The sequence below is a fragment of the Novosphingobium decolorationis genome, assembly GCF_018417475.1.
Taxonomy (GTDB): Bacteria; Pseudomonadota; Alphaproteobacteria; order Sphingomonadales; family Sphingomonadaceae; genus Novosphingobium; species Novosphingobium decolorationis.
Genome location: NZ_CP054856.1, coordinates 380,363 through 395,123 on the forward strand (window position 1 = coordinate 380,363; position 14,761 = coordinate 395,123).

The window sequence follows — 14,761 nt, forward strand, 5'->3', positions numbered from 1 at the left end:
GGGGATCTACAGCGTGGAACTTTATCTTCAGGTCCGTTTGGCTTGCGCGGATGGCATGAGCCAGCGGGCGGCGGCGAAGCGTTTCAATGTGTCGCGCGACACGGTGCGCAAGATGCTGTCGTTTTCATCGCCACCGGGTTACCGGCGTCAATCTGTCCCGCAGCGTCCGAAGCTGGACGGGTTTGTGGCGATCATTGATGGATGGCTTGAAGGGGACCGCTGCGTCCCGCGCAAACAGCGCCATACGGCGAAGCGGGTATTCGACCGCTTGCGCGCCGAGCATGGTTTCACCGGCGGCTATACGATCATCAAGGATTACATCCGCGAGCGTGAGCAACGCAGCCGGGAGATGTTCGTGCCGCTGGCCCACCCGGCGGGGGATGCGCAGGCCGATTTCGGGGAAGCGCTGGTGGAGATCGGCGGGGTGCAGCAGAAGGCCTACTTCTTCGCACTCGATCTGCCGCACAGTGATGCCTGCTATGTGCGGCCTATCCGGCGGCGGTGGCGGAGGCCCGGTGGACGGACACGTTCATGCCTTCGCGTTCTTCGGCGCGGTGCCGCGCTCGATCGTCTATGACAACGATCGCTGCCTTGTGGCGAAGATCCTGCCAGACGGCACGCGTAAGCGTGCCACGCTGTTCAGCGCTTTCCTGTCGCATTACGTGATCCGCGACCGCTATGCCCGCCCGGGCAAGGGGAACGAGAAAGGCAATGTGGAAGGGCTGGTTGGTTACTGCCGCCGCAATTTCATGGTGCCGATCCCGAAGTTCCCGACCTGGGAGGCCTTCAACCTATGGCTGGAGGAGCAATGCCGCAAGCGCCAGCAGGACAAGGTGCGCGGACAGAGCGAGACGATCGGTGAGCGCTTGCAACGCGATCTGGCAGCCATGCAGCCTCTGCCCGCTACACCCTTCGAGGCCTGCGATCAGACGAGCGGGCGGGTCTCCTCGCAATCCCTGGTGCGCTACAGGACCAACGATTATTCGGTTCCGGTGGCCTGGGGCCATCAGGAGGTCTGGATCAGGGCCTATGTCGATGAGGTGGTGGTCGGCTGCCGCAGCGAAGTCATCGCCCGTCATCCTCGTTGTTATGCCCGCGAGGAGGTTATCTTCGACCCGCTCCACTATCTCCCGCTGATCGAGCAGAAGATCAACGCATTCGACCAGGCCGCGCCTTTGCAGGGCTGGGATTTGCCCGAAGCGTTCACGACACTGCAGCGGTTGATGGAAGGCCGCATGCACAAGCATGGCAGGCGTGAATATGTACAGGTGCTGCGCCTGTTGGAAACGTTCACCCTCGCCGATCTCCAGGCGGCGGTGGAACAGGCCATTGATCTTGGCGCCATCGGCTTCGATGCCGTCAAGCACCTCGCCCTGTGCCGGGTCGAACGCGTACCGCCCAGGCTGGACCTGGACGTCTATCCCTTCCTGCCACGCACAACGGTCGAGAAGACCTTTGCCAGAGCCTATCTGAGCCTGCTCTCCGACCAGCAGGAGGCCGCATGAGCGATCAGACCCCGGAGCTTCTTCTCGCTCACAATCTCAAGGCACCAAGCTGCCTACGTGCCTGCGAGAGCACCACAAGCTCGCCCGGCAATGTGCCGCTGAAGGCGTCGATCATATCCGCTTCCTCGCCCGCCTTGTCGAGATGGAGATGATCGACAGGAGCGTCGTATGGTCGAGCGGCGCATCAAGGCCGCGCGCTTCCCCGCCGTCAAAAGCCTCGACAGCTTCGACTTCACCGTCATCCCCAGGCTCAACAAGATGCAGGTGCTCGAGATGGCGCGCTGCGAGTGGATCGAGCGGCGTGAGAACGCCATCGCTCTGGGGCCATCGGGCACCGGAAAGACGCACGTAGCGTTGGGGCTCGGACTGGCAGCATGCCAGAAAGGGCTGTCGGTGGGCTTCACCACTGCGGCGGCGCTGGTCAGCGAAATGATGGAGGCGCGCGACGAGCGGCGTCTCCTGCGCTTCCAGAAGCAGATGGTCGGATACAAACTGCTCATCATCGACGAACTGGGCTTCGTACCGCTCTCCAAGACCGGCGCCGAACTGCTGTTCGAGCTGATCTCCCAGCGTTACGAACGCGGCTCCACCTTGATCACCAGCAACCTGCCCTTCGACGAATGGACCGAAACCTTCGGATCCGAGCGTCTCACAGGCGCGCTCCTCGATCGCCTGACCCATCACGTCAGCATCCTCGAGATGAACGGCGAAAGCTATCGCCTCGCTCACAGCCGGGCCCGCAAGGCCAAAATCAGACCCTGAAAAGCAAGCCAATGCCGGGGGGAGTGGCCCTCGGGCTACGCCCTCACGCCACTCCCCCCGGCGTGTAACACGATGGCCTGGTTTTACGCCGCCCCATGGCCGACTTTTGCTCCGCCGTTGACACCATCGTGAAACTTATCCATGCCCTACTTGCGTCTACCGTTACCATTGCGCCTGTGAACGCTCTGGCCCAGGCCGAAGCCACCGATCTTGGCAGTTCGACGCAGGAGGCCGCACCTGCAGCCGAAATCGTTGTGACTGGATCGCGCGCGATCACCAATGGCGAACAGGCCCCAACCCCTGTGACGGTCCTGAGCAGCCAGCAATTGCGCAACACCGCGCCGAACCTGGCCGAGGCCTTGCGGCAGCTCCCCCAGCTGACGGCTTCAGGTACGCCCGCGACCCCGAACCCCACAATCGGCGGCGGGCCGAGCACGCAGAGCACCGCCAACCTGCGCAACCTTGGCGCCAACCGCACGCTGACGCTTCTGAACGGGCGGCGACCGGCCATTTTCGGCGGTTCGGGTCTGGTCGACACGGGCGTGTTTCCGCAGGCGCTGATCTCGCGCGTGGATATCGTCACGGGCGGTGCCTCGTCGGCCTATGGCTCGGACGCCATCTCGGGCGTTGTAAACTACGTTGTCGACACCGATTACCAGGGCCTGACCGCCGAAGCCCGCCAAGGCATCTCGACCTACGGCGATGCCGGATCGTACGCCGTGGAAGTGGCGGGGGGCACCAGCTTCGGGGGCGGCCGGGGCCACGTGGTCGCAAGCTTCAACATGAACGGGCAGCAACTGCTTGAGGCAGACCAGCGCGACTACAACCTCATCAGTGCCGCAACGATCCCCAACCCCTTGGCCGGGCAGCCCGGGCAGCCCCAGCTTATCTACCGTGAAAACGCGACCATCGCGACAGGCACGTTCGGTGGCCGGATCATCACGCCCGGCCTCAACACGATCCGGTTCGATGCTGCGGGCAATCCGGTTCCCTACACCCCCGGGACCGAGAGCACCGGCGCGCTGCAAGTCGGTGGCGACGGGGCAAGCTATCCCTCGACCCTGGTTGCGCGCACGCGCAACTGGAGCGCCTATGGCCATGCCAAGTACGCCCTGACCGACGACATCGAGGTCTTCGCCGAAGGCAGCTTCGGCCACGCCCGTTCGACATCGCCCAATCTCTACTTCTTCAACCTGGGCGCCAACGGGGCCTATACCGTACGCCGCGACAACGCCTATCTGCCCGAATCGATCGGGGCCCTGATGGACGAGCAGGGGCTGAGCGCGATCCAACTGGGCAAGATCGACCGCAATTACGGCCGCAACGTCACCTTCTTCGACAGCGACACCTGGAATGCGACGATCGGAGCCAACGCCAACCTGTGGGGCAACTGGAAGCTCGACATCTATGGCTCGCACAGTGTGTCAAAAACCCGGTACGGTGCGCAGAACAATCGCATCCAGGCCCGCTCGCGGCTCGCAACCGATGCCGTGTTTGCCCCCGATGGGGGGATCGTGTGCCGCTCGTCTCTCACCGATCCGGGCAATGGCTGTGTACCAACCAATCCGTTTGGCGAAACCCCTCTCACGCAAGCCCAGCGTGACTACCTGACCGCCACCTCGATCGCGCGCTCCACCACCAAGCAGGACGTGGCAGCATTGTCACTGCACGGCGATGTCGTGGAGGCCTGGGCAGGAGCCATCACGGGCGCCGTAGGCGTGGAATACCGCAAGGTCTCGCTCGATCAGGTGGCCGACCCGATCGGGCAGGCAAATGGCTTTACCGCCGGCAACCTCAAGACCAGTTCCGGCAGTTACAACGTGAAGGAGGCATTCGCGGAACTGCAGGTTCCGCTGCTGCGGGACGTGACGCTGGCGCAGGACCTCAGTCTCAACGCCGCGATCCGGCGGACGGACTACAGCACCAGCGGCGCCGTCACCACGTGGAAGGTCGGCCTCACCGATGAAGTGTTCCATGGCTTCCGCCTGCGCGCCAGCCTGTCGCAGGACATTCGCGCACCCAACATCAACGAGCTGTTCGGCGGCGTCGTGCGCGGCGTCACGACCGTTCGCGACCCCAATTTCAACGGAGAGACCTTCCTTAATATCTTCAGCTATTCGGGCAGCAACGCCGATCTGGGGCCGGAGAAGGCGCGCACACTGACGGCGGGTGCGGTGTACCGGCCCGACTGGCTTCCCGGCTTCGGCCTGTCGGTCGACTACTATCGCATCAAGCTTTCCGACGCGATCACCCAGGTCGCTTTCCAGACGGTGGTCGACCAGTGCGGTGTCGGCAACGCGCTGTTCTGTTCGTTGATCTCGCGCGGCTCGGATGGGCGGATCGTCGAGATCAATGCGCCGCTGCAGAACGTGCAGTCCGCGCGCGTTTCGGGCGTCGACTTCGAGGCCAACTACCAGACCGAAGTGGGCAACGGGGACCTGAACCTGCGGGCACTGGGCACCTATCTCGATCAATACCGCTTCTCGAACCCCGGGGCCGCCACGGTCGAGCAGGCGGGTACTCCAACCCTGCCGCGTTGGCGTGCGAACTTCCTTGCCAGCTATACGAACGGTGGCTTCACGATGACCGTGCAGGAACGCTATGTCGGCAAGACGACACGAGTGGTCCTTCCCACGACGGTCGATGACAACACGGTGAAAAGCGTGTTCTACACCAATCTGACCCTGCGGTATCGCTTCGAGGACGAGCGGATGGGCAGTCCCGAACTGTTCATGAACGTCAACAATCTGTTCAACCAGGCGCCGCGGGTAGGCCAGACCAACTCGCTGAACCTGGGCTTTGCGCGGATGTACGACGGGGCGCTCTACGACATCGTCGGCCGCTTCTTCACCGTGGGCGCACGGGTGCGTTTCTAGGCTCAGGACCCGTCCGAGACGTCTGGGCGCGGATGTCCGCTCGCCAGGATCGGACGGGCCCGTATCGCCCCATGCTCAAACCTGCTTGCGTGGGAGGGTGCATGGGGCGATTGAGCGCGGTGTACGTGGGGCCTTAGCGGGGCGAGGCGGGCAGTTCCTTGAACGGAAAGGAACCTGCCATGACTGTCTCGATCAGCCCGCTGCGCCAGCCGATGCAGCACAAGAGCGGGCAGGGAACGCCGGGGACTGGATCAGAGCTTTTGCTGGAGCGGACAATGGAAGGCAAAAGGAACTGGATCGATGGATCGATATCCCGACATCAAGTGCGCGCAAGGCCTCTGCCAAGTATCTCGCGCATGATCTCGCTGCTTCCCCCATAGATCCGACGCACGCGCGCGTCTCGCCAGATTCGGGCGATGGGAAATTCGTTCATGTAGCCAGCGCCGCCGTGCGCCTGGAGAGCGTTGTCACAGGCCTGCCACTGCATCTCGCTGTGCCACAACTTGGCCGCGGCGGCCTCTTCCGCGGTCAGACGGCCGGCCAGATGGCGCTGGACCAGCCAGTCCAGGTGGGCCCAGCCCACCTGCAGTTGGGCTGCGATGTCGGCGAGCGTGAAGCGGGTGTTCTGGAAATCGAGAACGGGCTGCCCGAAGGCGGTGCGCTCACGGGTAAAGGCCAGCGCCTCGTCGAAGGCGCGCTGCGCGGCGGCCTGTGCGGAAACGGCGATGCTCAGCCGCTCTTGCGGCAATTCGCCGAAGAGATGGGCCATCGCACGGTTTTCCTCCCCCACGAGATTTCCGACCGGCACGCGCACGTTTTCGAAGGCAAGTTCGGACGTATCGGCCATCCAGTGTCCAATCTTGTCGAGGTTGCGACCGCGCGTGAAGCCGGGACGGTCCGCTTCCACCAGGATCAGCGAAAAACCCTGGCCGCCGGCTTCGGGATCGGTCCGGCACACCACGAAGATGATGTCGGCGTTCTGACCGTTGGTGATGTAGGTCTTGGCGCCGTTGATCACGTAGTCCGATCCTTCGCGTCGCGCCCGTGTGCGCAAACCCTTGAGGTCCGATCCGGCCTGGGGTTCGGTCATGGCGATCGCCGCGATCACATCTCCTGTGACCATGCCCGGCAGCCAGCGTTCCTTGAGTTCAGGCCCGGCGTGGTGGAGCAGGTAGGGCATGGTGATGTCAGATTGCAGCGTGATGCCATCGGCCATCATCGCATAGGACACCTCCTCGTTGACCACCGTGTTGAAGCGGAAATCGAGGTTGAGGCCCCCGTATTCGGCAGGGACCCCAGGGCATAGTATTCCGGCCTCGCCGGCCTTGCGCCAGAAATCGCGCGCGATGCGTCCGCACGCCTCGAACTCGGGAATGCGAGGGGTGAATTCTCGGGCGAGGAAGCGCCGAATGCTCGCGCGGAAGGCGTGAAGGTCTTCGTCGAAGAGTAGGCTCTCGGAGCGGTCGAGCATCGGGGGGCTCCCTGGAAGGACAGGCGTCAGTTGCGGGGCAGGGTGCCTTCCAGCTTGGCAATGATGGTCAGCATGATCTCGTCCGCGCCCCCGCCAATCGAACTCAGGCGCCCGTCGCGGTAGAACTGGGAGACGTAGTTGTCGGCGGTGTAGCCCATGCCGCCCCAGTACTGGAGGCAGGAATCGCTGACTTCGCGCATCAGGCGCCCGGACTTGAGTTTGGCCATCGAGGCGAGCCGCGTCACCTCGTGACCCGCGACGTACTCGTCCACGCCGCGATAGGTCAGCGCGCGTAGCGCCTCGACCTCGCTGCGCAGTTCGGCGAGGCGGAAATGGATCGCCTGATTGTCGAGCAGGGCCTTGCCGAAAACCTTGCGCTGGCGGGCGTATTCGATCGTCTCATCGATCATCCGGTCGAGCGTGCGCAGGTTTCGCGCCGCACCCCAGAGGCGTTCCTCCTGGAATTGCTGCATCTGGTAGACGAACCCCTTGCCCTCCTCGCCGATGAGGTTGCGGCGCGGCACGCGCACATCGTCGAAGAAGAGTTGGGCCGTATCCGAAGACAGCATGCCCATCTTGTCGATCTTGGCCCGGGTAATGCCGGGCAGGTCGAGCGGAACGATGATCAGGCTCTTGTTGCGGTGGACCGGTCCATCGCCGGTGTTGACGAGAAGACAGCACCAGTCGGCCTGGAGGCCATTGGTGATCCACATCTTGGTGCCATTGATGACGTAGTCGTCGCCGTCAATTCGGGCGCTGGTGCGCAGCGAGGCGACGTCCGATCCCGCGCCAGGCTCGCTTACCCCAATGCAGCCCACCAGTGTTCCGGCGATGGTCGGGGCAAGGTATTCGGCCTTGAGTTCGCTCGAGCCGAAGCGGGCCAGGGCGGGCGTACACATGTCGGTCTGCACCCCGATGCCCAGCGGCACACCGCCGCAATTGGCCTCGCCCAGCGCCTCGGCCATGACCAGCGAATAGGTGAAGTCGAGACCAAGCCCGCCGTAGTCCTCCTCGTACTTGATGCCAAGCAGGCCCAGTTCGCCCAGCTTGGGGAACAATTCGTGCGCGGGGAACATGCCGGCGCGCTCCCATTCGGGCACATGGGGGTTGATCTCTTCGCGGACGAAACGCTGCACGGTCTCGGCCATCAGGCGGTGTTCATCGGTGAGGATCATGGCATCTGCTCCGGTTCGAGGCCGAGTTCGTGCGCGACGCTGGCCGAATGTTCGCCGATCCGCGGTGCATGGCAAACCTCCTCGGGGCATCCGGCGGAGAAGCGGACCGGTCCGCGCACTTCGCGGTAGGTGCCCTCGCTGGGGTGTTCGCGCTCGCGGAAGAGGCCCGAAGCGGCCAGCTGGGGGTCTTCGAGCAGGTCGTGCAGCGAGTTGATCCGGCTGGCCGGGATGCTGTTTTCCGCGAACAGCGCGAGCCATTCCGCGGTGGTCCGCTCGGGCAGGCGCGAGGCCAGCGCGGTGTAGAGTCGGTCGGCGTTTTCACGTCGCGACATGAGGTCGGTAAGTCCCGGTTCCTCGAGAATCTCGGACATCTCGAGAAGTTCGAAGACGCGGATCCAACGGTTGTCCTGGTAGGGGGCGACGACGATGTAGCCATCCTTCGTGGGCAAGGGCTGTCGGGTCGGATCGAGCTGGCGGGTGTAGCCGATCGGGCCGATCGGCGGCACAAAGGTCTCCTCGTAGAGGTGATCCAGCAGGTTGAAGCTGACCAGCGATTCCAGCATCGGAACCTCGACCATCTGGCCCTCACCGGTGCGCAGCCGGTGGATGATCGCGGCGAGGACGGCATAAGCGCCATGCAGGCCCGATACCTTGTCGGCCATGGCCATCGGTACGAAGCGAGGCGCGGGATTGGCGTCCACCATCGGCAGCAGCGAGGCGATGCCCGAGGCCGCCTGGATGATGTCGTCATAGGCCGGCTGACCGGAACTCGGGCCACGCGTATCGAAGCCGGTGCATTGCACGTAGACGATGTCCGGACGCAGCGCGCGCACGGTTTCGTAATCGAGCTGCGCGCGTTCGGTGGCGTCGGGACGAATGTTGTGGATCAGCACGTCGCTCGTCGATATCAGGCGTTCGAGTGCATGGCGTCCCTTCGGCGTCTTGATGTCCCAGTCGACTGACCGCTTGCCCCGGTTCATGCGCAAGTGCAATCCGCCCATGAGTTTGGTGTGCGACGACTTGCCGATGTTGCGCGAGGCATCGCCGCCGCGTGGTTCGACCTTGATTACGTCGGCGCCGAGGTCAGCCAGGATCTGCGTGCAATAAGGGCCGAAGATCACGGTCGTCATGTCCGTGATCCGGATCCCCTCGAGAATCGCTTTTTGCTTCATGTCCGAGCCGGTCCTTTCGATCCGCTTCTCTGCTGTAATGTCTTTGGGCATGGGCCCGGGTGCTTCGGCCAGCGGCGATGGAACGAGGCGGTCGGGAAGGGCCGGCGAAGGTGCTTCGCGGCGCGGTCTTTCCTCATCCCCATCGGTGCGTGCTGGTGGGTCGCACAGTCTTGAGTGTCCTGATCGCCGCTCTTCACACCGCCTGCCCCCTCCTTTCGGAGGGGTGGTTGCTTGCAATTCATGATTACCTGGTTTCAGATGCATCGCCAGAGAACAAGAACGGGAGAGTCAGATGCGGATCGAGGCGGAACTGCGCCCTGCGTCCAGCCAGAGCGCCTTGGACAAGTTGATGGCGGCGCGCGCGCGCCTGGTCGTCGTTGCGGCCCCGGCGGGCTATGGCAAATCGGCGTTGCTTCAATCGTTCGCCGATAGCCTGGGCATGCGGATCGAGGGGCCCGTCAGCCAGGGGCCCGGGGTCCGCATCGTGGACGATGGTGCCTATCTTGACGCCGCACGCGTCCACACGTTGATTGGCGAGGGCGAGACTGGCGAACGTGTCGTGCTTGCGAGCCGCAACCTGCCTCCGATCGACTGGCTCTCGTTGCAGATGAGCGGCAAGGCACAGGTTGTCGGGGTGGAGGATATGCGCCTCGGACTTGGCGAAACGTCCGCTTTGCTGGAGGGGCGTGTTTCGGGAAGCGACGATCTCGCCCGCCGTCTGCACCAGGACACCGCTGGTTGGCCCGCAGCGGCGCTTGCCGGTGTCGAGATCCTGCGATCGCGCGATCGCGGGGCCGATCCTGCCGCTCCCTTGCTGCAGGGTGCGGCGGCGCGCGGTTTCTTCCGCACCTTCGTCGACGATGTCCTTCCGGCTGACCTCGTGGCGTTCCTGTCGCGGTGCGCGGTCTTCGATCTGCTTTCCAAGGATCTTGTCGAAGTGGCCTTCGGCCCACGGGGAGCCGCCGATTTTCTGCGCTGTCGCGACGAGTTCATGCTCTTTGTGCCAAGTGAACGGGATGGGTTCCTGAAGCTGCCTCCGGCGTTGCGGCGCCACTTCAACCGCGTCCACCCGGTCGCGCCTGAGGACGACGCGCAGGCGCTTCTGGCCACGATCAGCTGGCACGAGGCGCAGGGCCTGGAAGATGTCGCGATCGACTATCTCCTTCGGATGGATCTCGCCGAGGAGGCCGCACGGCTTCTGGCTCTCCACGCCCCACGCATCCGGCGCCAGCAGGGGGATAGTCCCAAGATGCTGGGCTGGCTGGAAAGCGTGGAGCATAAGGGCGGGTACCTCGGGCACGAGCTGCAACTGTGGTACGTGCGCGCGCTGGCCTTCTCGATGCGGCTCGACGAGGCCGAGGCACGGCTCGAACGGATCGTGCCGCAACTGGCCGAAGGCGACGATGCCGCGATGGCCTTCGCCGAACGCCTGCGCATCACCGTGGCGGCGCGACGCGGGGACGCGGAGCAGACCCGCCAACTCTCCCAGGACTGGCTCGACCGCTGGGCCAACGACGATGCGCTGCAGGCCGCGGGCGTCGCGATCATGTACGCCCTTGCCCACGGCTATGCCTTCGACGAACGCGCCTGTCGCCGCATGTTGCTCATGGCGCGTCACTATTCGACCCAGTCCGCCAACGAGGCGGGCAACGTCTGGGCCATGGGGATCGAGGCGCTGACCGAGCTGGATGGCGGGCGGGCGCAACTGGCGCTCGACATTATCGAGCGGGCCGAGAGCCATGCCCAGAGCGCGTGCGGACGCAATTCGACCGTGGCCAAGATGCTCGGGCTGATTTCCGCGACGGTCCAGCTCGAACTCGACAATTTCGAGGCGGTGAAGGACGGGCTTGACCACGGCTATGCGACCAGCAGCTATGGTCTGCCGCGCCTGCACATCGCTGCGCAGGAGGCGATGACGGCATCTGTCGAGCACAGCCAGGGCATCAACGCCGCGCTCCTTTCGGTGCACCAGGACGGCATCCATGGCTGGTTCTATTCGCATATGGGCCAGCTGCTCGGGGTGCGGATGTTGATCCGTGCAGGCCGCGTGGAAGAAGCCAGCACGCGTTTCGATGCGGTCCGCGATGCGATGGCAAACCGGATGGATGCGCGCATGGAACTCGATTTCCAGGCCGTCGAAGCCTGGCTCCGTTTCGCGCACGGGGATGCGGCCGGGGCCCGCGAATTGCTTCTGCCCCTGATCGATTTCGCCGAACTCCATGGGCAACGCCGCTGGATGACTTCGCTGATGTTGCTGCGCGCCGCCTGCGAATGGGCGCTGGGCGAACTGGGAACCGCGCGGCGCTGCTTCTCGCGTGCCATCGCGGTGGCGGCGTCCGGCCAATTGCTGCGCACCGTGCTCGATCTTGAATGGGCGCTGCGCGCGATGATCGCGCACATGGTCTTCGACGATCAGATCAGCACCCAGTCGCGTCATTTCATGGCCAACATAATGGCGCGCATGGGCATGACCCCGCCCGAAGATGCCGAAGCGGCCCCGCTCGAAAAGCTGACTGCGCGCGAAGCCGAAGTGCTGATGGCGCTCGACAGCGGGATGATCGCCCGTGACATCGCCGATCGGCTCGACGTCTCGCTGTGCACACTCAAGTGGCACATCAAGAACGTCTACGGGAAGCTCGGCGTCCGAAACCGGACCGGGGCCATTACCGTGGCGCGCCGGTTCGGTCTCATCTGAACGGCCCGTCGGCCAACCGCCAATCCCCCGGAAGGAACTCCCGCATGTCCACCCTACCGCCATCCTCGTGCGAGGTCCTCGTCGCGCGCGAGGCGAATGTCATGGTCGTTACTCTCAACCGCCCACAGGCAATGAACGCGATCACGGCCGATGTCGCCTTACAGGTCGGGGAAGCACTTGAGGCAGCCGAAGCCGATCCCGAAGTGCGCTGTATCGTGCTGACCGGCTCGGGTGAGCGGGCCTTCTGCGCGGGCATGGACCTCAAAGCGGCGGCGCGCGGCGAGCGGCCCGTCCCGCCCGGCGAGCGGGAGGCCTGGGGGTTTGCCGGGATCGTTTCGCATCCGCTGTCCAAGCCGCTCATTGCCGCGGTCAATGGCTTCGCGGTGGGGGGAGGAACGGAGATCGTGCTGGCCTGCGACATCGCAGTGGCCGCCGAGACCGCGAATTTCGGTCTGCCCGAAGTGAAGCGCGGTATTCTGGCGGCCGCCGGCGGCGCCTTCCGTCTGCCGCGCGCGATCGGTTCGAAGGCGGCCATGGAGTTGCTGCTGACGGGGGACACCATTGACGCGTACCAGGCGCGCGACCTTGGCCTTGTCAACCGGGTCGTTGCGCGTGAGGAGGTAATGGGCGAAGCTCTTGCGATCGCTCGCCGCATTGCGGCGAACGCGCCGCTGGCGGTGCAGGCCACGAAGCGCATCGCCCGCGGCTACATGCCCGAGGGAGTGCCGGATGAGGCCGCGGACTGGGCCCTTTCCCACCGTGAGATGGCGGCGATCCGGACCAGCGAGGACGCGCGCGAGGGCGCCTTGGCTTTCGCCGAGAAGCGCGCGCCGGTCTGGAAGGGGCGCTAATATGGCGTCGACTACCGCTCGGCTCGATGATCGGACGCCCGTTCTCATCGGCGCGGGACAGAGCGTCGATCGCATCGAGGCACCTGATTACCATGCCTGGTCCGGCGTCGATCTCGCCGCCGAGGCCGCGCGACTAGCCTTTGCGGATGCCGGTCTCGACCCGGCGCTCGCGGCGCGCCTTGATGTGATCGCGACCACGCGCACCTTCGAGGATACGCTCGGCCTGCCGGCCCCCTTCGGCAAGTCGTCGAATTATCCGCGCTCGGTTGCCCAGCGCCTCGGAGCGAACCCGGCGCGGGCGGTTTGGGAAAAGGCGGGCGGCAACACGCCCCAGGACCTCGTCGGCGAATTCTGCGCGGAAATCGCGGGGGGGCGGGCCGATCTCGTTCTGCTCGCGGGGGGAGAGGCCATCTCGACCGCGCGACATGCCCGGAAGACCGGGGCGCAGCTCGACTTTACGGAGGCTCCGGAAGGGGAGGTGGAGGATCGCGGCGCGGGGCTTGAAGGCTGGCGCGATCCGCTGGCCGCGCGTCATGGTGTGGCGAGCCCGACGCTTGCCTACGCCCTTGCCGAGAACGCGCGGCGCGCGGCGCGCGGGGAGAGCCGGGGGGACTATGCCACAGCGATGGCCGGGCTCTTTGCCCCGTTCGTCCCGGTTGCGCGCGCGAATCCGTATTCCGCAGCGGTCGTCGGCCATGTCGATGCCGCCCGCCTTGGCGAAGCGCACGCGCACAACCGCTGGATCGCCGATCCCTACACGCTGCAACTCGTGGCTCGCGATCTCGTCAATCAGGGGGCGGCGCTGCTCTTGGCTTCGCGCGGCACCGCGCGTGCAATGGGCGTGCGCGAGGAGGCGATGGTCTATCTTCACGGCCATGCCCGCGGGGTGGAAAAATCCCTGTTGAGCCGTCCCGACATGGGCGCGGCCCCCTCGGCCGTTGCGGCCTGCCGCACTGCGCTCGCGCAGGCGGGAATTGCAGTCGGGGAGGTGGCGGGCTTCGATTTCTACAGCTGCTTCCCGATCGCCGTGTCCAACGCCGCTCTCGACGGGCTGGGCCTTGCCCCCGACGACCCTCGCGGGCTCACTTTGACCGGGGGGCTGCCGTTCTTCGGGGGGCCGGGCAACGGCTATTCGCTGCACGCGATTGCCGAAGCCGTGGCCTTCGCACGCCGCGCGCCCGGCTGTGCCGCGCTTGTCGGTGCGAACGGCGGTTACCTGTCCAAGTACAGCGCCGGGATCTACAGCACCGAACCGCGCGGGTGGCTGGCGCAGGATAGCAGGGCGCTCCAGGCGGACCTCGATGCGGTGCCTGGGCTCGTCCCCTTGGAAACCTACGCCGGTGACGCGCAGGTCGAAACCTATACGGTTCAGCACGATCGCGAAGGTCCTGCCTATGCCGTCGTCGTTGCGCGGACTGCGGAGGGCGCACGCCTTATCGCGCGTAGCCCCACCGACCGGCGCGACGCAGCGCACGTGGCCCACGAAAGCGATCCCCTCGGGCGCACGATCCGCGTCACCTGCGAGGATGAGATCAACACGTTCGCGTTTGTCTGAACCGCGCGCACGCCCGGCAGGGCTGTGACGCACAGAACGAAGGCCGGAGCTACTCAGCTGCGGCCTTCGTTCTGCCGTTCTGTGCCGGCTCGCGACGTGAAGCCGGAACAGGGGTGGTGGGTTATTCGGTTTCCTGGCGGGCCAGTGCGCGCTGGAAGGCGTCCCGTGCGGTCAACCGCTCAAGATAGTCAACCTGGGCAGGGCTAAGGACCTCGTCGAGATGTCGGCAATCGTGAAATCCGCACCGGCAGCATGGGCTCCGCGCTGCAACTGTCCATCGAGCCAGCGCAGGCGCGAGCGGAAGAACAGGCGGTAGTCTTCGGCGGCCTGTGGGAGGCGGCGCTCGGCCGGTTCGAAGCGCGAATAGCGAAGGTAGACGGCCTGGGGGAAGGTGAGCGTTGCCTCGCCGTGGTGGAGTGCGTTGAGATAGTCTCCATAGCGCGGGTCATGCGGCGCCACGGCCAGTCCCGCGTCGGGATGCCGCTCGGCCAGATATTGGCAGATCGCCGCGGATTCGGTCATCCGTGTCGCACCGTCCACCAGCAGTGGGATTGTGCCCAGCGGATTTTCCTCCTTGAAGGAAGGCGTCGTCGCGCGGGGCGGGAAGGGCATCGTGACCAGCTCGTATGCCACGCCCACTTCCTCCAGCGCCCAGAGGGCGCGGAAGGAGCGGGTGAAATTGGAATGGAAGAGTTTCAT

At 65.1% G+C, this 14,761-nt stretch carries 8 protein-coding genes and 2 pseudogenes; 6 read left to right on the plus strand and 4 right to left on the minus strand.

What is annotated here, in order from left to right; translation table 11 throughout:
* Nucleotides 1-13 precede the first annotated feature (13 nt).
* The 3 genes and pseudogenes from istA (at nucleotide 14) to HT578_RS01815 (ending at nucleotide 5,143) form a co-directional block, all read left to right on the plus strand.
* Nucleotides 14-1,505 (plus strand): annotated as a pseudogene (gene istA, locus HT578_RS01805) (IS21 family transposase).
* Nucleotides 1,502-2,267, plus strand: a pseudogene (gene istB / locus HT578_RS01810) (IS21-like element ISSsp5 family helper ATPase IstB). The pseudogenes istA and istB overlap by 4 nt, the downstream one beginning before the upstream one ends.
* Nucleotides 2,268-2,395: 128 nt before the next feature.
* Nucleotides 2,396-5,143 (plus strand): TonB-dependent receptor domain-containing protein, encoded by a 2,748-nt coding sequence (locus HT578_RS01815; RefSeq protein ID WP_213501819.1) that lies wholly within the window; start codon nucleotides 2,396-2,398, stop codon nucleotides 5,141-5,143.
* A 319-nt stretch (nucleotides 5,144-5,462) separates the two neighbouring features.
* On the opposite strand, the gene HT578_RS01820 is transcribed toward HT578_RS01815, so the two are convergent.
* The 3 genes from HT578_RS01820 to HT578_RS01830 are packed head-to-tail and all read right to left on the minus strand — an operon-like array spanning nucleotide 5,463 to nucleotide 8,961.
* Complete coding sequence (locus HT578_RS01820) at nucleotides 5,463-6,614, minus strand: acyl-CoA dehydrogenase family protein (RefSeq protein ID WP_213501821.1); 1,152 nt, start codon at nucleotides 6,612-6,614, stop codon at nucleotides 5,463-5,465.
* Between the two features lie 26 nt (nucleotides 6,615-6,640).
* Nucleotides 6,641-7,789, minus strand: a complete 1,149-nt coding sequence (locus HT578_RS01825; protein ID WP_213501823.1) for an acyl-CoA dehydrogenase family protein — start codon at nucleotides 7,787-7,789, stop codon at nucleotides 6,641-6,643.
* Nucleotides 7,786-8,961, minus strand: coding sequence for a CaiB/BaiF CoA transferase family protein (locus HT578_RS01830; protein WP_213501825.1), 1,176 nt, complete (start codon nucleotides 8,959-8,961; stop codon nucleotides 7,786-7,788). The genes HT578_RS01825 and HT578_RS01830 overlap by 4 nt, the downstream gene beginning before the upstream one ends.
* A 292-nt stretch (nucleotides 8,962-9,253) precedes the next feature.
* Between HT578_RS01830 and HT578_RS01835 the strand changes: the two genes are divergently transcribed.
* The 3 genes from HT578_RS01835 to HT578_RS01845 are packed head-to-tail and all read left to right on the plus strand — an operon-like array spanning nucleotide 9,254 to nucleotide 14,062.
* Nucleotides 9,254-11,656 carry a LuxR C-terminal-related transcriptional regulator gene (locus tag HT578_RS01835; RefSeq protein ID WP_213501827.1) on the plus strand — a complete coding sequence of 801 codons (2,403 nt, stop codon included), beginning with the start codon at nucleotides 9,254-9,256 and terminating at the stop codon, nucleotides 11,654-11,656.
* A 44-nt stretch (nucleotides 11,657-11,700) separates the two neighbouring features.
* Complete coding sequence (locus HT578_RS01840) at nucleotides 11,701-12,507, plus strand: crotonase/enoyl-CoA hydratase family protein (protein WP_213501829.1); 807 nt, start codon at nucleotides 11,701-11,703, stop codon at nucleotides 12,505-12,507.
* Nucleotide 12,508: 1 nt separating this feature from the next.
* On the plus strand, nucleotides 12,509-14,062 hold the full coding sequence (locus tag HT578_RS01845) for an acetyl-CoA acetyltransferase (RefSeq protein ID WP_213501832.1): 1,554 nt from the start codon (nucleotides 12,509-12,511) through the stop codon (nucleotides 14,060-14,062).
* A 171-nt stretch (nucleotides 14,063-14,233) separates the two neighbouring features.
* On the opposite strand, the gene HT578_RS01850 is transcribed toward HT578_RS01845, so the two are convergent.
* Entirely contained in the window at nucleotides 14,234-14,761 is a 528-nt protein-coding gene (locus HT578_RS01850) for a glutathione S-transferase family protein (RefSeq protein ID WP_239026437.1), read from the minus strand.

Excerpts from the sequence above, each read along its gene's own strand:
- HT578_RS01830 (WP_213501825.1), bottom strand. The coding sequence starts at position 8,961 with ATGAAGCAAAAAGCGATTCTCGAGGGGATCCGGATCACGGACATGACG.
- HT578_RS01820 (WP_213501821.1), bottom strand. The coding sequence starts at position 6,614 with ATGCTCGACCGCTCCGAGAGCCTACTCTTCGACGAAGACCTTCACGCC.
- HT578_RS01845 (WP_213501832.1), top strand. The coding sequence starts at position 12,509 with ATGGCGTCGACTACCGCTCGGCTCGATGATCGGACGCCCGTTCTCATC.
- HT578_RS01850 (WP_239026437.1), bottom strand. The coding sequence starts at position 14,761 with ATGAAACTCTTCCATTCCAATTTCACCCGCTCCTTCCGCGCCCTCTGG.
- HT578_RS01825 (WP_213501823.1), bottom strand. The coding sequence starts at position 7,789 with ATGATCCTCACCGATGAACACCGCCTGATGGCCGAGACCGTGCAGCGT.
- HT578_RS01840 (WP_213501829.1), top strand. The coding sequence starts at position 11,701 with ATGTCCACCCTACCGCCATCCTCGTGCGAGGTCCTCGTCGCGCGCGAG.
- HT578_RS01835 (WP_213501827.1), top strand. The coding sequence starts at position 9,254 with ATGCGGATCGAGGCGGAACTGCGCCCTGCGTCCAGCCAGAGCGCCTTG.